The sequence below is a fragment of the Flavobacterium sp. K5-23 genome (assembly GCF_023278045.1).
In the GTDB taxonomy this organism is placed as follows: Bacteria; Bacteroidota; Bacteroidia; order Flavobacteriales; family Flavobacteriaceae; genus Flavobacterium.
Genome location: NZ_CP056783.1, coordinates 2,979,040 through 3,000,894 on the forward strand (window position 1 = coordinate 2,979,040; position 21,855 = coordinate 3,000,894).

Below are 21,855 nucleotides of genomic sequence, written 5' to 3' on the forward strand. Positions count from 1 at the left end.
TGTTTTTTATATTTAATTCCCAAATTTAATAATATAAATTCAAGTAATTGTCTAAGTTAACACTTTTATGTTAAATTTGAAAAAAAAAGCCGCTTTTATGGAGAAACTTATCCCTTTTACTAAGAATGACCTTGCAAAAATCACAAACCATAGAAGTGGGGAGATAAAGTTTGGAGAAAAAATGGTAACGATACCAAAGGATACAGATATAATTTCATTTTTAAAATCCTCTGATACAAAATATGTTCTATTTGGCATACCCGAAGATATAGGAGTACGAGCTAATTTTGGAAGGCCCGGCGCAGCGTCAGCATGGGAAAGTGCAATAAAAAACATCGCTAATATTCAGCACAATCGATTTTGTAAAGGTAGCCAACTCTTAGTGCTAGGACAACTGGATGTTGCTGAAGAAATGAAAGAAGTAGAACATTTAAATTTCAACAATAGTGATGATCGCTCAAAATTAAGTCAATTAGTAGCCAAGATTGACAAAGAAGTCTCTCATATCATTTTTAGTATAGTCGAAGCTGGTAAAACACCAATAATCATAGGTGGAGGCCACAATAATTCATACGGAAACATCAAAGGTGCAGCTTTAGCAAAAGGAAAACCAGTTAACGCAATAAATTTTGATGCCCATTCCGATTTTAGAATATTAGAAGGAAGACATAGCGGCAATGGCTTTTCGTATGCTTATCAAGAAGGTTTTTTGAAAAAATATTTCGTTTTTGGATTACATGAAAACTACACATCAAAAAGCGTTTTGGATATTATAAAAAAAACCGAAGATAGAGTTCGCTATAATACATACGATAGTATAAAAATTAGAAAAGAAAAAGATTTTCACCAGGAGATGATCAATGCATTTGAGTTTGTAAGTACTGATCCCTACGGAATTGAAATAGACCTAGATGCTCTTCCTAATATTGCAAGCAGCGCTATGACTTTAAGTGGTTTTTCAATTGAAGAAGTAAGACAATTTATTTCATTTTTTGGTAACAACAAGAATGCTGCTTATATACATATATGTGAAGGTGCTCCAGATTTAGATGAAGAAAAAAACAATCATTTAATAGGCAAACTGATAGGTTATCTGGTTACTGATTTCATAAAATCTAACTCAAACATCATATAAATTAACATATATATAGTCTGCTTCACATTCGATAAAAATCATATAAATAACAAACAAAAATATTAACACTATCTTTGCCAAACTATCTATGTACCTAATACAGGATATTTAATATTTAAAATATGTTATTCGAAGATTTATCACTTTCAAAAAGTATACAAAGAGCCGTATATGAAGTAGGCTATACCACACCCACTCCCATACAAGAACAATCTATTCCACTAGTATTAGCTGGAAAAGACTTGATTGGTTGTGCACAAACAGGAACAGGAAAAACCGCAGCCTTTGCTATACCTATCATACATCAATTGCACCGAATAGTAGGTTCTTCAAAAAAAGCAAAACAAATTCGTGCTTTAGTAGTTACACCCACTAGAGAATTAGCAGTTCAAATAGGTCAGAGTTTTGATACCTATGCAAAATACACTAACCTGACTCAACATACAATTTTTGGAGGTGTTTCTCAAAACCCTCAGGTTGATGCTTTAAAAAACGGGATTGACATTTTAATTGCAACTCCAGGAAGGTTACTCGATTTACACAAACAAGGTTTTGTGGATTTAGATCATTTACATACTTTAGTTCTTGATGAAGCAGATCAAATGCTTGATATGGGTTTTGTTAATGACGTGAAAAAAATAGTAAAACTTACTCCTAAAAACAGACAAACTCTATTTTTCTCAGCAACAATGCCAATTGCAATTAGGGAACTTGCAGAGATGTTTTTAACAAAGCCCGAAACAGTAACGGTTTCACCAGTTTCATCAACAGCAGAGAATGTAGAACAACGCGTTTATTTTGTCGAAAAAACAGAAAAACGTAACCTTTTATACAATTTAATCAAGAATGAAAACTTGTCAGATGTCTTGGTTTTTTCAAGAACCAAACACGGTGCTGATAATGTGGTAAAAGCATTGCGAAAAAACAATATTGCAGCTGAAGCCATTCATGGTGATAAATCTCAAAATGCAAGACAACGCGTTCTTGATGCATTTAAAAATAAAGAAGTTGGAGTACTTGTAGCAACTGACATAGCTGCTCGTGGAATTGACATTGACCAATTGCCATTTGTTATTAATTTTGACTTGCCTAACATTCCTGAAACATACGTACATCGAATAGGAAGAACTGGACGTGCCGGTAATGGAGGTGTTGCTATTTCTTTTTGCAGTAAAGACGAACATGGTTACTGGAAAGACATTCAAAAGCTAATTAAAGTTGATGTAAAAACCATATCTGACCATCCCTATCCATGGCATTCTGGAAACCCGGAAACTGCTCCCGGAGGATCAACCAAACCAAAGAATTCAAACAGAAGTGGAGGGGCTCATAAATCGAGAAAATCTGACGCTTCAAAACAAAATAAAAAACGCTGGTATTAAACTAGAGCTACATTCTTAAAAACAAATCACAAAACACTTTTTTCATTTTGAAAAAAGTGTTTTTTTTTTACAAAATACTAAATAACAGTTAATTATAAAATTTTTAATATAAAACGAATTCTGCTTTTTTTATATTTACGAAACAATTTTCATACGTATTACTTACTAATTATTAACTTAATATATAAGATTATGGATTCACTAGTAAAAAGAAGCGGTTTAGGCCCTGTTGCTAACACAATATTTGATGATTTAGTTTCAAGAGATTTGTTCGATTGGAGTGATAAAAATTTTTCATCCCTTGGAAGTAGTCTTCCATCCGTAAATTTAAAAGAAACGGATAAAAAAATAGAAGTTGAACTAGCGGCTCCGGGATTAAGAAAAGAAGATTTTAAAGTTGAGATTAACAATAATATGCTTTTCATTTCGTCAGAAAAAGAAGAAGAGAAAGAGGAAAAAAGAAAAAAAGACAATTATTACAGAAAAGAATTTAATTACCAATCTTTTTGCAGATCCTTTAGCCTACCTGACTATGTTGATGAAAATAAAATAAATGCAAACTACAAAGACGGGATACTTCACATTGAAATTGCAAAAAAAGAAGGAAGTCCAAAACCTGTATCAAAAACAATCCCTATTAAATAAAATTGCTTTTGAAACTAAAAAAATGCCTTTTAAGTTTTAAAAGGGCATTTTTTTGTATTATTAATTTGATAATATTTTATTTCTATTTTGTAGCATCAAAGTGTTCATAAGCTGAAATAATTTTACCGGTTCAAATGGTTTTACAATTATATCATTAATACCTGCAGACAAAGCCTCTTCAACTATTTCTTCTTTATCGAAAGCTGTTAAGGCAATAACTGGTATATTAATCCCTTTTTGACGTAATTTTTTAGTAGTTTCAAAACCATTCATTATTGGCATATTAATATCCATTAATATAATATCAAACTTTTCTTTCTCTACTATTTCTAATGCATCAATTCCTGAATTTACTATTGAGCAGGTGAAACTATGTTTTTCTATAATTTTTCTTGTTACAATTTGATTTATAAGATTGTCTTCAACTACTAAAACATTAACAACCTTACTAGCAGGCATTTCTACTTCTATTAGATTAAGTATCTTTAATGATTCAACAGTATCTAATTCGAAAGAAATTACAAATTTAAAAGTTGTTCCCTCCCCTATTTTACTTTCTAATGAAATAGTACTTCCAAATAAATCTAGCAATCTTTTTACAATTGACAAACCTAAACCTGTCCCTTGATAATCCATCTCTTTTCTATCAACTTGAACAAAATTATCAAATATTTTTTCCTGATCTTTTTCGGCAATACCAATACCATTATCTCTGATTTCGAACTCTATATAATATGAACTATTTACAATTTCGATTAACTTAACGCTTATATTTACTTCTCCATCTTTAGTGAATTTCAATGCGTTACTAATTAAATTAATCATTACTTGTGACAATCTTAATTTATCACCAATAATAAATTCAGGTATATTCGGGTCAATAATCACATTGATTGTATTATTATGATTTATCGCCATAAATGACAAGGAATTTTGGATTGAGTTAATCTCATCCGCCATATTAAATGACAAATGTTCCAGAACTATTCTATTATCCTCAATTTTATTAATTTGCAGTACATCATTAATGAGTGACAATAAATATTTAGCAGAAAATTTTAAAGAATTTAAATAAGGACTATTAACTAATTCTTTATGCTCATCTAGCAGCAAATTTGTAAGACCAACAATCCCGTATAATGGTGTGCGCAATTCATGAGTAATAGTAGAAACAAATTGAGTTTTTAAATGAGAAACTTCTTCAGCTTTTTCTTTAGCAATAATTAATTCTTCATTAGCAAGAGTAAGAATTGTATTCGTTTTCTTTTTAAAAATATAACTTTTATATAAAATATAAAGTATCAGCAATGTAATAAAAAGTAAAAAAATAAACAATAAAACTATAAATTTAGATTTCTTTAAACTTAAAAATTGTAATTGTTTTTCAGCTTTTATTTTACTGATTTTTCTTTTATACTCATCAATCTCTAAATTAGCCCCTACAGCGTAAGCGCGTTTTAGCTGTTCAGAGTCATTAAGTTCTTTCGTTATTTTATTATATTGATCTAAATTTTGATAAGCCTTTTCAAAATTCCTCTTCTTCAATAAATACTTTGAATATTCTTGATGTGAATAGGACAAATCAACTTTTTCATTAGTTTCCCTACCTATCTTAATGGCATTCATAAAAGAAGAATTTGCCTTCTCATTTTTACCAATATATCCATAATACATACCGTTAAGCATATTTAATATTACCAGCGCTTTACTTTCGTTATATTTATTTTGGTGTTTATTTATATAATCTAAATAAGGCTTCCCTTGTTCAAATTTTCCAATATCAAAATAAGCCCAAGTAATATTCAGCTTAGTAAAAACTATACGACTCGTATCTTTGTTTTTTTCAAAAAATTCTAACGATTTATTATAATACTTAATTCCCTTTTCATATTGCTTCTTCTCAAAAAAATAGATATTACCTAAATTATTAGAAATATAAGTTTTAACTGTATCGTTTTTTGATTTAGTTGCAAAATCCAATCCTTTCTCATAATAAACAATTGCTTTATCAAATTCTGAGAATTGCTCATAATTAGATCCAATTGTATTATAACATTTAGCAATTAGATAGTCATCCTTAATCGCTATTGCGTATTTTAATGCAAGTCTAGAAGAGGCAAATGATTTTTCATAATTAGACTTATGCAAATATATTGAGGCTTGATCTGCTAATTTTCTAATTTCTTTTTTTGTAGGTAAGTTGTTTTTAGTAACAGGAATGTCACTAAGAAGATTAAACGAAAGAAATAGAAATAAAAAGATTCTCACTTGATTCTAAATATAAGTTAATTGCCAAATATACACTTATAAAGTATATCAATCAATTAAGAATCAATTAAATTAAAAACAGCACCTAGGAATTTACTTACCATAATTTAAGAAGATTCCGTTTTATGTTAAATTACAGTTTTAAAGTTAAAACGCTAATATATTATACAATCATAAAATTTATGAAATTAAAATTCTTTTGGAGGGTTTAATTTCCCTACTGATTTAGCCACAATAGTGGCTATCGTAGCATCACTTGTGACGTTCACGACTGTTCTACACATATCTAAAGGTCTATCAATCGCAAAAATGAGCGCTAATCCAGCTTCTGGAATTCCTGCCTGACCAAGAACAATAACAAGCATCACCATTCCAGCACTAGGAACGGCAGCTGAACCTATCGAAGCTAATGTTGCGGTTACAACTATCATCAATTGCGTATTAAGATCTAAAGGATAAGGAAGCATTGCTTGTGCAATAAAAATGGCTGCAACCGCTTGATATAAACTTGTCCCATCCATGTTTACTGTTGCACCAAGTGGCAATACAAAACTGGAAACTTCTTCATCAACTCCAATATGCTCCGTCACACATTCCATTGTCACGGGAAGTGTAGCCGCACTTGAACTCGTAGAAAATGCAAGCAATTGCGCTGGAGCAATAGCTTTGAAAAATTTTATAGGATTTACTTTTGCAAAAATCATTAATAAAGTTGGATAAAAAATAAAAGCCATCATAAACAACCCCAGTAGCACAGTTAATCCATAAATACCAAGAGCTCCCAATGTTGAAAAATCAGGAATCTCCACCATCAACGATGCCATCAACGCGAATACACCAATGGGGGAAAAAAGCATAACGATATCAATAATTTTCATAATGACATCATTTAATCCTTTAAAAAAATCCACAACAGGTTTTGCTTTTTTTTCTTCGATTAAAATAAGCCCAATCCCAATAAGAATGACAAAAAGGATAACCTGTAGCATACTACCATTATCACTCAGCGCTTTGAAAAAATTATTTGGAACTATATCAATTAAAGGCTGAAGTGGTCCACTACTTTTGGCCTTTTCAGCCAATTCTATTTTTTTAGACGCATCTACAGAAAAATTCTCAAGCAAACTTTGTCTGGATTCTTGATTAATGTAACTTCCTGGTTTAATTAGATTTGCCAAGCCTAAACCAATGCTAACCGCTACTATGGTTGAACACAAATAAAACAGGACAGTTCTTCCACCTAGTTTAGAAAGTTTAGAAATATCTTTTAAATCTGCTAATCCAACTATTAAGGAAACCACTATTAATGGAACAGCAATCATTTTAAGCAGGTTTATGAAAATTGTTCCAAAAGGTTTTATCCAATCGACAACAATCCCTTTTTGCTCTAAATTTTTCATTAATAATCCAAAAAGCAATCCTAAAATCATTCCGATTAGAATTTTCCAATGTAAAGCAAGTTTTTTCATATCTGTTTTATTTTTTTAGTGGAATGTAGATTTCTCATATCAAAATCTAATATCCTTTAATATTCAGCTATTGATATTATTAAACTTTTAATTTAAGTTATAATAATCTAAAGTACCAAAAAAAAACTCCTCGTAAGTGAGGAGTTTATTATTTTTAGTCTAAAGAAGCTATTTCATGTTCTTTTCCTTCTTCCCATTGTCCAACTACCGATGTAGCTAATGCATTTCCTAATACATTAGTCGCTGATCTGAACATATCACAGAAATGGTCTATTGGCAAAATAAGAGCTATTCCTTCAATTGGAATATCAAACATACCACAAGTAGCCGCAACAACAACTAAACTAGCTCTAGGTACTCCTGCTATACCTTTACTGGTAAGCATCAACACTAATAACATTGTCATTTGAGTCCCTAGATCTAAATCAATTCCATAGGCTTGAGCAATAAAAATACTGGCAAAAGTCATATACATCATACTACCGTCAAGATTAAAAGAATAACCTAAAGGCAACATAAAAGAAACAATCTTGTCTTTTACTCCAAAACGTTCTAATTCTTCAGTCAATTTTGGAAAAACGGCTTCACTACTTGTAGTTCCAAAAGCAATAATCAATGGACTAACTATTCTTTTTAGCAATACGGTCATTCTACTTTTCAAGAACATATACCCTACTAAAATTAAAAGAACCCAAAGAGTTGAAATTCCAATTAAAAAAGAACCAAAAAACTTGAAATAAGTAAACGCCAGTTCCTGAAAGTCTCTTACTGCAAAAACCCCTGCAATAGCTCCAAATACACCTATAGGAGCAAACTTCATTACATAGTTTACCATTTTCAAAATGATATGTGAACTTTTATCTAAAGCTGTAATAACAGGCTTAACATAATCCCCAATTGAGGCAGCTGCTAATCCAAAGAAAATTGAAAAAACAACGATTTGTAAAATCTCATTAGTAGCCATTGCTTCAAATATACTTTTTGGAACAATATGCTCAATAAAATTTTCAAAAGAAATACTTTGTGTTTTTGCTGTAACTTCAGATGCCGTGCCCATATCAATATTTGATAAGTTAAGACCAACTCCTGGCTCTAGAAAATTAACGAAGAACATTCCTATTAACAAGGAAATTAAAGAGGCTGTGAAAAACCAACCTAAAGCTTTTCCTCCAATTCTACCAACAGCACTTACATCTCCTAATTTAGCAATACCAACAATAAGAGTGGTAAATACTAAAGGAGCAATAATCATTTGAACTAATCTAATAAAAACAGTAGCCAGTATTTTTACTTTACTACTAAAAGATTGAGCAATTTCTATTGAAACTGTATTATGAATAATAATCCCTAAAATCCCTCCTAATAGCATTGCTATAAGTATTTGAGTCGTCAGATTAGCGAAAATCGATTTTTTTTGAACTTCTTCTGTATGTGTATTCATTTTAAGGGTAATGGTTAATTTTATTATTTACTATAGGTTTTGTTTATAAGAAAAAAGTCAGCTAGAACAATTGCTGCCATAGCTTCTACAATAGGTACTGCGCGAGGTACCACGCAAGGATCGTGTCTCCCTTTGCCAATCATTTCAGTAATATTTCCTTTATTGTCAAGGGATTCTTGTTTTTGCATAATAGTAGCAACTGGTTTAAAAGCTACATTGAAATAAATATCCATTCCATTACTAATTCCGCCTTGAATTCCTCCGGAAAGATTCGTTTGTGTTGTACCGTCAGGATTGTATAAATCATTATGCTCGCTACCCTTCATTTTGGCACCACTAAAGCCACTTCCATATTCAAATCCCTTAACAGCATTAATGGAAAGCATCGCTTTTCCAAGCTCGGCATGAAGTTTGTCAAAAACAGGTTCTCCTAAACCAATAGGAACGTTTTGAATTACGCAACTCACTGTTCCTCCTACCGTATCTCCATTTTTTCGAATTTCACGAATATACTCTTCCATAATAATTGCCGATTCTTCATCAGGGCAACGTACTGGATTATTTTCGGTTTTGGAAAAATCCAATTCTTGATAGGACTTTTCAAGAAAAATAGGCCCTACAGAAGAAACGTATGCATTGATTTTTATGTCAGCAAGCATTTGTTTAGCAATAGCACCAGCTACAACTCTACTAGCCGTTTCACGTGCTGAACTGCGGCCACCTCCACGGTAATCACGTACTCCATACTTTTTCTCATATACATAATCAGCATGGCTAGGCCTGTAATTATCTTTTATATGAGAATAATCATCTGATTTCTGATTGGTATTTGGGATTATAAACCCGATAGGAGTTCCAGTTGTTTTACCCTCAAATATTCCAGACAAAAATTGAACATCATCCGGCTCCTTTCTTTGGGTAACAATTGCTGACTGCCCTGGTTTTCTTCTTGACATTTCAAACTGAATTGCCTCTAAATCTATTTCTATTCCTGAAGGACATCCATCTATAATCCCACCTAAAGCTTCTCCATGGGATTCCCCAAAAGTGGTGATTTTATATAGTGTCCCAAAGCTATTTCCCGCCATTGTATTTAGTTTGGAACAAATATATGTTTTATGAATTAATTAAAAAACTTAAAATTAGGTTTGTTTAACTAATTTATAACAAAATAGGATTGCATTTTATTAATATATTAATACGAATTGATACCTTTTTATTAAAGTTTAAATGATAAGTCAAAGCATAAATTTGAGAAATTTTAAATCTAAATCAATTGTAAAGTAAGAAAACAAAAACAGCTACTACACTTTATTTGAATTCTGGTGACCAGGGTAGAAAATTTAACCGTTTTAGAATATAATAAAAGGCCTTGGTAATTATTCAATAATAAAAACCCTAATACGAATGGGGAGAATAAGCTATTCGAAATGGAAGATCTAGTGCGCATTCAAATGAATAAATAGATAATTTCAAAAATAAATGAAACCAATACAATACCTAAACTACTGAAAACAAATACTGTAAGTAAAAATCTATAAAAAACAATATGTGAATTATGAAACAATTAACAATTATTCTACAATACTTTCGTTAACCTTTTATTGTAAATTTGCAATAACAAATATTTATTTATGAAAAAAATTATTTTATCTGCTATTATGTTAATTGGATTAGCATTTAGTACACAGGCACAAGACATATCTAAAAACGCATTAGGACTTCGTTTTGGAGACAATGGTGGGTTTGGAGGAGAACTTTCTTATCAAAGAGCTTTGTCTAGCAATAATCGTTTAGAATTAGACTTAGGTTGGAGAAACAGAAACGATTATAACAAAAATGGTTATGATGACAATGCTATTAAATTAACTGGTCTATACCAATGGGTATGGAACATCGATGGTGGTTTCAACTGGTACGCTGGTGTAGGTGGTGGTGTAGGTAGCTATGGTAGAGATTATTATGACGGAAGAGTCTATGATAATGGAATGTATGCATTTGCTGCTGGAGACATAGGTATTGAATACAATTTTCCTATTCCTTTGTTAATTTCATTAGATTTTAGACCAGAAATTGGTGGAAATAATGGGTACTACAAAAACAATTACGGTTCTGATATTGCATTAGCACTTAGATTCCAATTCTAGTATCAAACATATATTACAAAGAACGCCACTAGAAATAGTGGCGTTCTTTTATTTAATGATAATTTCTTTTTTTGAATTTAATTTAACCACACAATACGGATTGGTTAATGCCATTGTAACTCGAGAATCTGGTTTTGGATTAGTTTCTTTTACTGTAATGATCAGATTTTTATCTGTTTCTACAACACTCTCCACACCTATTGAATAGCCTCCAGTGTTTTTTTCTCCCATATTCAAAACAATAAAATTTGCATTATGAATATCTTCAGTATTAATTTTATTTTTTAATTCAGAATCTCCTTGCAACATCCTAATTTCATCCGGTTCAGTAAGTATTTCGAAAAAACGAGTACTGGCACCACCATATTCTTGTTGCGTCAAGACTTCATACAAATCCTTTTGTTCTGGCGCTTTTATTTTTGCAACTCCACAGGAAAATAAAAACATAACAAGTAATGATACAGCAGTTTTTTTCATTCGAATTTATATTTTGGTTTATCCCTGAAAATCGTCTTTTATAACAATGACTCTTCCGAGTATTTTTTTATTGCTTTTTTATATAAATCTACATAAAGAGGTAAAATATTTTTGATGTCAAATTTTTCAGCGACCGAGAGTGCATTCTTTTTGAATTCACAAAGAACAATCTCATCACTAAGTATTTTTATAGCGTTTTCAGCCATTTCATCTACATTCCCCACATCACTCAAATAGCCTGAAACACCATCAAAATTCACTTCAGGCAATCCTCCCGAATTACTCGAAATCACAGGGACTCCCCAAGCCATTGCCTCCAAAGCGGCAAGACCGAAACTTTCCGTTTCAGATGGAAGTAGAAATAAATCAGTGTAACTTAAAATCTTATCAATCTCATTACTGTTCCCAAAAAAGATTACTTTTTCTTGTATGCCCAACTCTTGGCACAAAATTTCAGCCTTTTCTTTTTCAGGTCCATCCCCTACCATCATTAACTTAGCCGGTATTTTTTGCTGAATCTTATAGAAGATTTTAATAATATCCGGAATTCTTTTTACTTTTCTAAAGTTACTGATATGTGTGATAATACGTTCCTCTCCTTTGGCCATTACTGAACGATGGCAAGGAATATTGGGGTCTTGGATATTTTTATTTAATTCAATGAAATTCGGAATTACATGAATGTCCTTTTTAATATTGAATAGCTTATACGTATCGTCTTTTAAACTTTGGGAAACCGAAGTCACTACATCTGATTTGTTGATACTAAAACTCACCGCAGGCTTATAAAAAGGATGATTCCCTACCAATGTAATATCCGTACCGTGAAGTGTGGTTACCATTGGAATACGAATACCTTCATCCTTTAGCATTTGTTTGGCCATATAGCCCGCATAGGCATGCGGAATGGCGTAATGAACGTGTAATATTTCTATTTTATAGAGTTTAACCATATCCACCAATTTGCTTGATAAAGCCAATTCATAGGGCTGATAATGAAACAAAGGATATTCAGGAACATTTACTTCGTGGTAATGCACATTGGGGTTCAGCAAAGCTAAACGCACTGGCTGACTATAAGTTATAAAATGTATTTCATGGCCCTGACGCGCTAGTTCAAGCCCTAATTCTGTAGCGACAACTCCACTACCTCCAAAGGTAGGATAACATACTATTGCAATTTTCATCTATTTGTTTTAACGAAACGAATTTAAGGAAAATGAATTTATTTATGGGAGGATTCCCTATTTATATTTAAAAAATCAAAATTTCATCTTCTGGATACGCACTGCATTTAAAATAGCTAAAAGTGCTACACCTACATCAGCAAAAACAGCTTCCCACATAGTTGCCAATCCTCCTGCACCAAGAATTAGTACAGCGGCTTTTACCCCAAAAGCCATTGTTATGTTTTGCCATACTATTTTCTTTGTTTGTTTACCAATGTTTATCGCGGTAAAAATCTTGGTTGGCTGGTCATTTTGAATAACAATATCGGCAGTTTCTATCGCGGCATCACTTCCTAAACCGCCCATTGCAATTCCGGCATCGGCAAGTGCGATTACTGGAGCGTCATTTACGCCATCACCCACAAAAGCAATTAAATTTTTCTTTTTGAGAGCAACTAATTTTCGAACCTTATCTTCAGGTAATAAATCTCCAAAAGCCTGGTCTATATTCAGCTCCTTCGCTACGGCAGTAACCACCGCTTGTTTATCGCCAGAAAGCAATATGGTTTGGATATTCAATTGATGTAAACTTTGTATTGCTTCTTTAGCATCTTCTTTTATTTCATCGGCAATCAAAAAGTAGCCCACGTATTTTTGATTGATAGCAACAATAATAATGGTAAATGGTGAAGCATCTATTTCGGCATCGTAACCGATGTTGAATTTTTTCATCAGTTTAACACTTCCAGCTAATATTTCGTTCCCGTCCACTTTTCCTTTAATGCCGAGACCTACAAATTCCTCAACATCAGTAACAGTAACCGTTTTCTCCGAACCATTTGCATATTCTACAATGGCAGTACCTACAGGATGAGTCGATTTGGTTTCAATTGCTGCAGTATATTTTACTAAATCCACTTCAGGAATCCCTACCGCAACCACTTTCTGTACTTTAAAAACACCTTTGGTCAATGTTCCTGTTTTGTCCATAACGACAATCTGAACAGCGGCCATTGTATCGAGAAAAGTAGCGCCTTTGAATAGAATTCCGTTTTTACTTGCCGCCCCAATTCCGCCAAAATAACCCAATGGAATCGAGATAACCAAGGCACAAGGACAGGAAATAACTAAGAAAATTAAGGCTCGGTACAACCAATCGTTAAAAATGTAGTTTTCGACAAATAGCATTGGGATTAAACAAATTCCAATTGCCAAAAACACCACAATCGGAGTATATATTTTTGCAAATTTTCGAATAAATAATTCCGTAGGGGCTTTTTTGGCGGTGGCATCCTGAACCATTTCTAAAATTTTAGAAAGCTTACTGTCATTATACACAGTTGTTATTCTCACAAGAGAAACGGTATTAATGTTTATCATCCCCGCCAATACAACAGCATCTTTCATTTTAGTATCCGGGGTACTTTCACCCGTAAGTGCTGCCGTATTAAACGTAGCCGAATCTGATAACAACACACCGTCCAGCCCAAGTTTTTCCCCTGATTTTAATTGGATAATATCACCAATTTTCGCATCAACAGCTTTTATCAATTTGGCATCATTATTAACCAAAATGGTAACTTCATCTGGGCGTTGATCCAGTAAATTTTTAATATTGGTTTTAGCCCTTTGTACAGCCAAACTCTGAAATATTTCACCAATGGCATAAAATACCATTACGGCAACGCCCTCAGGATATTCACCAATGGCAAATGCCCCTATTGTAGCGATGCTCATCAATAAAAACTCCGAAAACAAATCTCCCTTACGTGCGCTTTCAAATGCTTCTTTCAAAACCGGAAACCCTACTGGAATATAGGCAACTATATACCAAGTCGTTCTAATCCATTCTGTAAACCAATTTTGATTCCAAAAATTATCAAAAATCAATGCAACTCCTAATAAAATGAAACTTATTGCCGCAGGTAAAAAAAGTTGAAAAACACTTTGATCACCAGTATTGTGACTGTGCCCGTTATGGTTATTATGTTCACTTTTCAATTTTTCAGAATGAATTAAAACCTCATTTGGCTTTACTTCCTCTTCTATGGAACAGCAAGAACTATGTTTATTTTTATCTAAAAATTTCATATTCACCTTTATTTATTCTTCCAATAAATTTAAAAGAGTTTAATTATGATAACACCGTAAACTCTTTTAAAATTACATAAAAACATTAATGTTCGTGTTCTCCTCCACCTTTCATTGTGGATAATAAATAAAAAGCTCCTTTAGTGACAATTTCAGCTTTTTCAGGAATTATTGAAACAAATTTTACTTCAGTATAGCCCATATCAGTAGTTCCTGGGACAACTTCAATCACTTTGAAATGAATTTCGTGATGCCCTTCCTCCGTAGTAGAAGCGTCCTCCTTCTTTTCACTATGTTTGTCTGTTTCCTGATGTCCTTTTTCTTTGACAAAAACATAATACTTATCTCCATCTTTAACAATTGCGTCTTTTGGCAAAGCCGGAACTGTGGCATTATTGATATTAATATTAGCCGAAACATACATTCCTGAAATCAAATCTTTAGTATCTGACTGATTGATTTTTGCGTGTACAGCAACAGTTTTACTTTCGTTGGAAAACGACTTGTTAATACCAAAAATCTTTCCTTTAATGGTTTTGTTAGATTGATTTGTCAATACAAAATCGACTTCCTGACCTATTGCTATGGTTCCCAAATCTTTTTCATACACATTCAAATCTAAATGCATTTGGGTATTGTCAACCACCTCAAAAAGAGGAATCCCCGTTTCGGCATAAGCGCCTTTTGAAATGTTTATTTTCCCAACATATCCTGAAATTGGAGCAACAATTGGTACTAAAGAACTCCCTCCATTAGGGTTTACGTGTAAAGCTTGTAATTTAGTTTTGGCAGCCTGAGCTCTGGCTCTTTCAACAGCTAATTTCGATTTTACTTCCTGAAAAACTTTGCGTGGGTTCACATTTTCATCGCTTAAAGTTTTCTGACGGTTATATTCTAATTGCAAGTATTCAATATTGGCCATAGCCGACTTATAATCCTCCTGCATTTCCACAACATCCAGATTTTGAAGCGTAGCCAATACTTTCCCTTTATTAACAAAAGTACCTTCCAAAACAAAAATATCCTTTACAACACCGCTAATCAACGTAGAGATATTAGCCATATTTTGAGGAGGAACAGTAGTATATCCATTGGCTTTTATTACCGTATTTAGATTTCTTTCTTCTACAAATCCAGTTTCGATTCCTACTGTTTTATACTGATTCTCCGTTAAAGCTACTTCTGTTTTTGATTTTTCTTCATCGTGATCTTCTTCCTCTACTTTTTTATCTTGGCAAGATGCCAAAAGTAAAAAACAAGAAACAAGAAGCGGGAAATATACTTTTAATCGAATACTATTCGAGTTATTATTTACTATTATATTTTTCATTTTAAGAAATATTAGTTGTTTAAAATAGATGGGAATTGCAGTTGAATTGCACTTTGATTGAAATTATTTAAAGCCTCAGCATATTGTTTTTTGATATCAATGGCTTGATTTAAAAAACTGATATACGTCCAATAACTCATATCTCCATTTGCGTAGCTTTTTTGCGCTGTCACTATAATTTGTTCCGAATATTGCAATCCTTCTTTTTGATAATAATTCACTCCCTTTTGTTGTTTTTCGAATTCATTTTTCAGTTCCTCTATTTGTAATTTTAGGGACAATTTACTTTTTTCTAATGCTAATTGCGATTGCGAAATCCCAACTTCGGCAGCTTTGGCTTTCGCCGAATTAACTCCCCCAAACAACGGAATTTGCAATCCTGCAGTAAATCCTTGAAAATAAAACTGAGTATCGATACTTTGGGCAAAATAACCCAAACCTAATTTAGGCATTCGTAGTGCCTTATAAGTATCCGCTTCTTTTTGAGCAACCGAAACCTGTTGTTGGTAATAATCTGAAACTAAATTTACAGCGTTATTTGTTTCATTATGGCCAACATTCGAATATTGAAAATCAGTTGTTAAATCAGGTATTATTAACGCTTCCGTTTGTACAAAATACTGAAACTGTTTTTGATAAATAGCTAAATCTAATACTAATTGCTCTTTGATCATTTCAATTTCTTTCACTTTAGCTTTAGCACTAAGAACTTCAATATTCCCGCTTTCACCCGTTTTAAAACGTAACTCGGCATTTTTTAAAAACTGAGTATAAATGCCATCCAGTTCACTATTCAGTTTTTGTATCGAAATACCAAAAAGATATTGATAGTAAGCCATAGTAACCGCTTTTTCGACTTCATATTCAGACATTGCTTTGCGCTTTTCAGCAAGTTTCACCAATTCCTCCTGCAATTGCCTGTTGGTTTTAGTGATTCTACCAATTGGAAAATATTGCTGCACCGAAATATTGTGGTCATACTCCACACTATTAAACTGCCCGCCTTGGTATTGAATTTGCAATGGATCTGGTTGAAAAGCGGTTTCCTTGAGGATAGTTTGTTTTTCTATTTCTTTATTCGAAATTTTCAAACCAATGTTATTCAATTTAGCCAATGTGATTGCATTTTCCAAAGTAATGGTTTGGCTATTTTGAGCAAACGAGAAAGTACTAAACATTAATAAAAATAGCATTGCAATAGATTTTGAAACATTCTTTTTCATTTTAATTCCGTTTTCAAATAATAAATACAAAATGGGTAACACAATCAATGTCAACAAAGTGGCCGATAATAATCCACCAATGACAACTGTTGCTAATGGTTTTTGTACTTCGGCGCCACCACTTGTAGACAAAGCCATTGGTAAGAAACCTAATGAAGCCACTGCTGCAGTCATTAAAACGGGACGTAATCTTGTTCTTGTTCCAATTAAAACACGCTCAAGAGGGTCTAAAATCCCTTCTTTTTTGAGTTGGTTGAAATAAGTAATCAAAACTATTCCGTTAAGAACCGCGATTCCAAACAAAGCAATAAACCCAATTCCTGCCGATATGCTAAAAGGCATTCCGCGCAATGACAATGCAAATACACCTCCAATGGCTGATAACGGAATAGCAGTAAAAATCAAAAAGGCTTGTTTCACACTATTAAAAGTAAAATACAACAATACTAAAATTAAACTCAAAGCAATAGGTAAGGCAACCGAAAGTCGCTTGTTAGCTTCTACTAAATTTTCAAACTGACCTCCGTAAGTAATATAATAACCCGCTGGAAGTTTGAAATTAGTTTCCAGTTTCTTTTGGATTTCTTCTACCACACTTTTCACATCACGACCTCTCACGTTTAAACCAACAGTGATTCTTCGCTTACCATCTTCCCTAGTCACCTGAACAGGTCCTTGTTCGTAGCTTATAGATGCTACTTGAGAAAGTGGCACTTGTTGTCCGTTTGGTAATGGTATAAAAAGATTAGTAACGTCATTAATATCCGTTCGATTGTCTTTGTTCATTCGAACAGCTACATCAAAACGTTTACTTCCTTCATAGATTTTACCTGCTGTTTCTCCTGCAAATGAGGAACGTATAATCTTGTTTATGTCGGCTATATTCACTCCGTATAAAGCAATTTTATCATAATCGAATTTAATGGTAATCTGAGGCAAACCAGTAACTTTATCGGCTTTTAAATCACCAATCCCTTCAATTTTATTGATCTTGGAAATTAATTCATTTGCTTTATTATCCAAAACCGTTAAATCCTCACCAAAAATCTTTATGGCAATATCCGAACGGCTTCCAGTCATTAACTCATTAAAACGCATTTGAATAGGCTGAGAAATCTCAATGGTTGCTCCTGGAATTCGCTCCATTTCTTCTTTCATTAAATTAGCTAAATCCTCCCAATTATCTGCTGATGTCCATTCGCTTTTGTCTTTTAAAACAATAATCAAATCTCCACTTTCGATAGGCATTGGATCCGTTGGAATTTCTCCACTTCCTATTTTAGTCACAATCGTATTAATTTCCGGAAATTTTGCTTTTAGTAATTTTTCATATTCGGTTGTTGTTTTTACCATTTGCGAAAGCGAGCTTCCCGTCATAATGGAAGCATTTATGGCTAAATCCCCTTCTTCGATTGTTGGGATAAATTCGCCACCCATATTTTGAAATACAAATAAGGCAACTAAGAACAAACCTAATGCTACACCTAAAACAAGTTTTTTTAATTGCAATACTTTTACTAAAAACGGAGCATAGATACTTTCGAACCAAGCCATCATTCGATCACTAAAATTTTCTTTTTGCACTTTTTCTTTAGATAAAAACATAGCACTCATCATAGGAACGTAAGTCAATGACAATATAAAAGCACCAATAACTGCAAAACCAACAGTCATAGCCATAGGTCTAAACATTTTTCCTTCGGTACCTATTAACGCAAGGATGGGCAAATACACTATCAGGATAATAATTTCTCCAAAGGCAGCACTTGTTCTTATTTTAGAAGCGGAGTTATATACTTCCATATCCATTTCTTCCTGAGAATATGAATTAGATACAGCAACATTAGCTGATACATCGGCATTGATTTTCTTTCGATACAAATGATGCATCGTGGCTTCGACAATAATCACAGCGCCGTCGACTATAATTCCAAAATCAATCGCGCCAAGGCTCATTAAGTTTCCGCTTATGTCAAAATAATTCATCAGAATCACTGCAAAAAGCATCGCTAATGGAATAACCGAAGCAACTATAAGCCCTGCTCTTAAATTCCCTAAGAATAAAATCAGAACAAATATCACTATTAATGCTCCTTCCAAAAGGTTTTTAGAGACGGTTCCTATTACACTATCAACTAACTTCCCTCTATCAATAAAAGCTTCCGCCACAACTCCTTCAGGCAGGCTTTTATTGATTTGTATCATTCTTTCTTTAATTCTCTTTACTACAGCGCTTGAATTTTCACCCTTGAGCATAAGGGCTAAACCACCTACGATTTCGCCTTTACCATCTTTTGTAGTTGCTCCATAACGCATAGCTGTTCCTTCTTGAACTGTGGCAACATTCCGAATCAGAATTGGGATTCCGTTTCTATTTTTGACAACAATATTTTCTAAGTCTTTGATTCCTGTAGCCATTCCCACGCCACGAATAAAATAAGAATATTGTTCTTTTTCAATATAGGCTCCACCCGTATTTTGATTGTTGTTTTCTAAAGCGTCAAAAATTTCAGTAATGGTAACTCCAGTACTATTCAACTGATTTGGGTTAACGGAAATCTCATATTGTTTCAAACTTCCACCCCAAGTACTTACTTCAGCTAAACCTTTTATCCCTTGAAGTTGCGGAATAATAATCCAGTCTTGAATGGTACGTAATTCGGTTGCGTTGTATTTGTCTTCATACCCTTTTTTGGCATAAACATCGTATTGATATATTTCTCCTAAACCGGTAGTAATAGGAGCTAATTCAGGTGAACCGGCATATTTTGGAATGTTTTCTTCGGCTTGCTTTAAACGTTGAAAAACCTGTTCCCTAGCCCAGTAAATATCAACCTCGTCTTCAAATACTACAGTAACTACTGATAATCCAAAACGGGAAATACTACGAAGCTCGATTACCTTAGGTATCGTCTTTACGGATTGTTCAAGTGGAAAAGTAATAAGTTGCTCCACTTCTTGAGCTGCTAATGTAGGTGCTGTAGTTAATATTTGAACCTGATTATTAGTTACATCAGGTAGTGCATCAAGAGGTAAATTCTTGAGCGAATAGCTTCCCCAGGCAATTAGCACAAGGGTAAATAAAAGTATAATGAATTTATTCTTTATACTGAATTGTATAATTTTATCTAACATTTTTTTGAGTATAATAATGGCGTTTAGAGGCAAAACATTGCCTACATCAATTTTTGTGGAAAATCCACAACACTATTACCCGATTACTGAATAAATCCAGACGGGTTATATTATACTATTTGAGGGGGTTGCCAGATACTCCCGTAGAAATTGGAAGTACAAATCGATTTATAATAAAGCTCTTTAGTTTTAATAACTGTTGAAACTAAAGGGAGATCAAAAACAATTTCAGGAAGAAATGCTAAAGTTTGTGCGCCACAACAATTACAGGCACAAAAAGGGGGACATAAATCTTTTTCTTTATCGTGTGAATGTGACGATTCATTTGATGCCGTTTCTTGAGAAGTATGAGCTGTACTATACACTTCCATATCTGCACAAGGCAAACAGGAAACGACTATTAAGTAGAAGGACAATATAAAATTCATTATTCTCATTAATTACAAAAGTAACCCTTTAATTTCTTACACCATCGCTTGATTAACTTAATTTGGGTTAAATTATTAGAGTTTAATAATAAACAAAGCATAAAAAAAGGCATAAGAAAAAATCTTATGCCTTAAATATTTATCAATATAGTATTTCTAAAAAAAACGACTGTGCCAACTATCCATAGCTGGAACTTCCCATGATTCTAAATATTCTTGTACGTTATTAATTAAATTATTGAAAACGATAGTGTTTTCTGTTACCGCTTTGTCTTTTACCATTTTCTTGAAATCAATCAATGGCTTATGAGCGATATGTTCTCCTAATTTGAAAGTTACATTCATTTTATCCAAAAGATCAACATCGTATTTTTTTTCCAAACTTTGAATAAATTCTACAGAAGAATCAATTGAACACCCTGTTGCTGCCTGCACATCCTGATTTACGGCTATAATTATAAATCGGTTGTACTTTAGTTCATATGAAGATTCTAAACTTGTACCATGAGCAGCCCAACTTTCAAGAAAGGATTGCAAAGCAGTTTCGATTTCAGAAAATTCGGCATCCGAAAATTTTCTGTTGGATTGATATATCCATATTCTGGATTCTTCGGGTAAATTTTCAAATGGAACGTACATTTTTTATTTATTTTAAATTTATGAAGCTAGAAGTAGTATTAAAAAAATAATCTTTCTACTAACTAATTATTGTATTATTTATAAATCTTGTGCATTTGCTATCAGTTCGGCTATATCCATAACTTTCACATCAGCTTCTCTTTCTTTAACTTTAATTCCGTCAGTCAACATCGTGTTACAGAAAGGGCATCCTGCAGCAATAATGTCTGGCTTAACTTCTAATGCATCTTCTGTTCTCAACACATTTACCTCCATATCACCGGGTTCAGCATCTTTAAACATTTGAGCTCCTCCGGCTCCACAACAAAGACCATTTGCTTTAGAACGTTTCATTTCTATTAATTCAGCATCTAATTTTTCAATCAATTCTCTAGGCGCTTCATAAACGTTATTTGCTCTTCCCAAGTAACAAGGATCGTGAAAAGTAATCTTCTTACCTTTAAACTGACCGCCTTCAATAGTTAATCTACCATCATCTAACAATGATTTTAAAAACTCAGTATGGTGAACTACTTCGTATTGACCTCCTAATTCAGGATACTCATTTTTTAAAGTATTAAAACAATGCGGACAAGCAGTTACTATTTTCTTTGCTTCGTATGCATTTAATACTTCGATGTTCATCATCGCTTGCATTTGAAATAAAAACTCATTTCCAGCTCTTTTTGCTGGATCACCAGTACAACTTTCCTCTGCTCCTAAAACCGCAAAAGAAACATTAGAACGGTTTAAAATTTTCACGAAAGCTTTGGTTATTTTTTTTGCTCTATCATCAAAACTACCTGCGCAACCAACCCAGAATAAAACTTCTGGTTGTTTTCCTTGAGCTAGCATTTCTGCCATTGTTGGTACTATTAAATTTTCTGACATCTTATA

16 protein-coding genes are annotated in these 21,855 nt (G+C 33.0%); 4 read left to right on the top strand and 12 right to left on the bottom strand.

Translation table 11 applies throughout. The features are described 5' to 3' along the window. Positions 1-97: 97 nt before the first annotated feature. The 3 genes from FLAK523_RS12960 (at position 98) to FLAK523_RS12970 (ending at position 3,162) form a co-directional block, all read left to right on the top strand. Positions 98-1,135, top strand: a complete 1,038-nt coding sequence (locus tag FLAK523_RS12960) for a formimidoylglutamase (RefSeq protein WP_248904134.1) — start codon at positions 98-100, stop codon at positions 1,133-1,135. Between the two features lie 122 nt (positions 1,136-1,257). Continuing rightward, the gene (locus FLAK523_RS12965; RefSeq protein WP_248904135.1) at positions 1,258-2,517 is read left to right on the top strand and encodes a DEAD/DEAH box helicase; all 1,260 of its coding nucleotides are present in this window, start codon (positions 1,258-1,260) and stop codon (positions 2,515-2,517) included. Positions 2,518-2,709: 192 nt separating this feature from the next. Then, a complete protein-coding gene (locus FLAK523_RS12970; protein WP_248904136.1) occupies positions 2,710-3,162 on the top strand; it encodes an Hsp20/alpha crystallin family protein in 453 nt (150 codons plus the stop codon). Between the two features lie 60 nt (positions 3,163-3,222). Here FLAK523_RS12970 and FLAK523_RS12975 read toward each other — a convergent pair whose 3' ends face one another. From FLAK523_RS12975 to aroC, 4 genes are all read right to left on the bottom strand, one after another. Continuing rightward, positions 3,223-5,430, bottom strand: coding sequence for a response regulator (locus tag FLAK523_RS12975; protein ID WP_248904139.1), 2,208 nt, complete (start codon positions 5,428-5,430; stop codon positions 3,223-3,225). A gap of 188 nt (positions 5,431-5,618) precedes the next feature. Continuing rightward, the gene (locus FLAK523_RS12980; RefSeq protein ID WP_248904141.1) at positions 5,619-6,899 is read right to left on the bottom strand and encodes a dicarboxylate/amino acid:cation symporter; all 1,281 of its coding nucleotides are present in this window, start codon (positions 6,897-6,899) and stop codon (positions 5,619-5,621) included. A 154-nt stretch (positions 6,900-7,053) separates the two neighbouring features. Beyond that, positions 7,054-8,340, bottom strand: a complete 1,287-nt coding sequence (locus tag FLAK523_RS12985) for a dicarboxylate/amino acid:cation symporter (protein ID WP_248904143.1) — start codon at positions 8,338-8,340, stop codon at positions 7,054-7,056. 23 nt (positions 8,341-8,363) lie between these two features. Next, the gene (gene aroC, locus FLAK523_RS12990; protein WP_248904145.1) at positions 8,364-9,428 is read right to left on the bottom strand and encodes a chorismate synthase; all 1,065 of its coding nucleotides are present in this window, start codon (positions 9,426-9,428) and stop codon (positions 8,364-8,366) included. Positions 9,429-9,974: 546 nt separating this feature from the next. Between aroC and FLAK523_RS12995 the strand changes: the two genes are divergently transcribed. Then, the gene (locus FLAK523_RS12995; protein ID WP_248904147.1) at positions 9,975-10,487 is read left to right on the top strand and encodes a hypothetical protein; all 513 of its coding nucleotides are present in this window, start codon (positions 9,975-9,977) and stop codon (positions 10,485-10,487) included. A gap of 48 nt (positions 10,488-10,535) precedes the next feature. On the opposite strand, the gene FLAK523_RS13000 is transcribed toward FLAK523_RS12995, so the two are convergent. The 8 genes from FLAK523_RS13000 to FLAK523_RS13035 form a co-directional block, all read right to left on the bottom strand. Beyond that, positions 10,536-10,964 carry a protease complex subunit PrcB family protein gene (locus FLAK523_RS13000; protein WP_248904150.1) on the bottom strand — a complete coding sequence of 143 codons (429 nt, stop codon included), beginning with the start codon at positions 10,962-10,964 and terminating at the stop codon, positions 10,536-10,538. Positions 10,965-11,002: 38 nt separating this feature from the next. Next, positions 11,003-12,151, bottom strand: coding sequence for an N-acetyl-alpha-D-glucosaminyl L-malate synthase BshA (bshA, locus tag FLAK523_RS13005; RefSeq protein ID WP_248904152.1), 1,149 nt, complete (start codon positions 12,149-12,151; stop codon positions 11,003-11,005). Positions 12,152-12,226: 75 nt separating this feature from the next. Next, the gene (locus tag FLAK523_RS13010; RefSeq protein ID WP_248904154.1) at positions 12,227-14,224 is read right to left on the bottom strand and encodes a heavy metal translocating P-type ATPase; all 1,998 of its coding nucleotides are present in this window, start codon (positions 14,222-14,224) and stop codon (positions 12,227-12,229) included. Positions 14,225-14,309: 85 nt separating this feature from the next. Beyond that, positions 14,310-15,554, bottom strand: coding sequence for an efflux RND transporter periplasmic adaptor subunit (locus FLAK523_RS13015; protein WP_248904156.1), 1,245 nt, complete (start codon positions 15,552-15,554; stop codon positions 14,310-14,312). 11 nt (positions 15,555-15,565) lie between these two features. Next, positions 15,566-19,912 (bottom strand): CusA/CzcA family heavy metal efflux RND transporter, encoded by a 4,347-nt coding sequence (locus tag FLAK523_RS13020; protein ID WP_248904158.1) that lies wholly within the window; start codon positions 19,910-19,912, stop codon positions 15,566-15,568. 110 nt (positions 19,913-20,022) lie between these two features. Then, positions 20,023-20,340, bottom strand: a complete 318-nt coding sequence (locus tag FLAK523_RS13025; protein WP_248904160.1) for a DUF6660 family protein — start codon at positions 20,338-20,340, stop codon at positions 20,023-20,025. A 156-nt stretch (positions 20,341-20,496) separates the two neighbouring features. Then, a complete protein-coding gene (locus FLAK523_RS13030; RefSeq protein WP_248904162.1) occupies positions 20,497-20,979 on the bottom strand; it encodes an ABC transporter ATPase in 483 nt (160 codons plus the stop codon). Between the two features lie 78 nt (positions 20,980-21,057). Beyond that, complete coding sequence (locus FLAK523_RS13035; protein WP_248904164.1) at positions 21,058-21,849, bottom strand: (Fe-S)-binding protein; 792 nt, start codon at positions 21,847-21,849, stop codon at positions 21,058-21,060. Positions 21,850-21,855 lie beyond the last annotated feature (6 nt).

Coding starts and splice junctions, on each gene's coding strand:
- FLAK523_RS12960 (WP_248904134.1), top strand. CDS start 98: ATGGAGAAACTTATCCCTTTTACTAAGAATGACCTTGCAAAAATCACA.
- FLAK523_RS12965 (WP_248904135.1), top strand. CDS start 1,258: ATGTTATTCGAAGATTTATCACTTTCAAAAAGTATACAAAGAGCCGTA.
- FLAK523_RS12970 (WP_248904136.1), top strand. CDS start 2,710: ATGGATTCACTAGTAAAAAGAAGCGGTTTAGGCCCTGTTGCTAACACA.
- FLAK523_RS12980 (WP_248904141.1), bottom strand. CDS start 6,899: ATGAAAAAACTTGCTTTACATTGGAAAATTCTAATCGGAATGATTTTA.
- FLAK523_RS12985 (WP_248904143.1), bottom strand. CDS start 8,340: ATGAATACACATACAGAAGAAGTTCAAAAAAAATCGATTTTCGCTAAT.
- aroC (WP_248904145.1), bottom strand. CDS start 9,428: ATGGCGGGAAATAGCTTTGGGACACTATATAAAATCACCACTTTTGGG.
- FLAK523_RS12995 (WP_248904147.1), top strand. CDS start 9,975: ATGAAAAAAATTATTTTATCTGCTATTATGTTAATTGGATTAGCATTT.
- FLAK523_RS13000 (WP_248904150.1), bottom strand. CDS start 10,964: ATGAAAAAAACTGCTGTATCATTACTTGTTATGTTTTTATTTTCCTGT.
- bshA (WP_248904152.1), bottom strand. CDS start 12,151: ATGAAAATTGCAATAGTATGTTATCCTACCTTTGGAGGTAGTGGAGTT.
- FLAK523_RS13010 (WP_248904154.1), bottom strand. CDS start 14,224: ATGAAATTTTTAGATAAAAATAAACATAGTTCTTGCTGTTCCATAGAA.
- FLAK523_RS13015 (WP_248904156.1), bottom strand. CDS start 15,554: ATGAAAAATATAATAGTAAATAATAACTCGAATAGTATTCGATTAAAA.
- FLAK523_RS13020 (WP_248904158.1), bottom strand. CDS start 19,912: ATGTTAGATAAAATTATACAATTCAGTATAAAGAATAAATTCATTATA.
- FLAK523_RS13025 (WP_248904160.1), bottom strand. CDS start 20,340: ATGAATTTTATATTGTCCTTCTACTTAATAGTCGTTTCCTGTTTGCCT.
- FLAK523_RS13030 (WP_248904162.1), bottom strand. CDS start 20,979: ATGTACGTTCCATTTGAAAATTTACCCGAAGAATCCAGAATATGGATA.
- FLAK523_RS13035 (WP_248904164.1), bottom strand. CDS start 21,849: ATGTCAGAAAATTTAATAGTACCAACAATGGCAGAAATGCTAGCTCAA.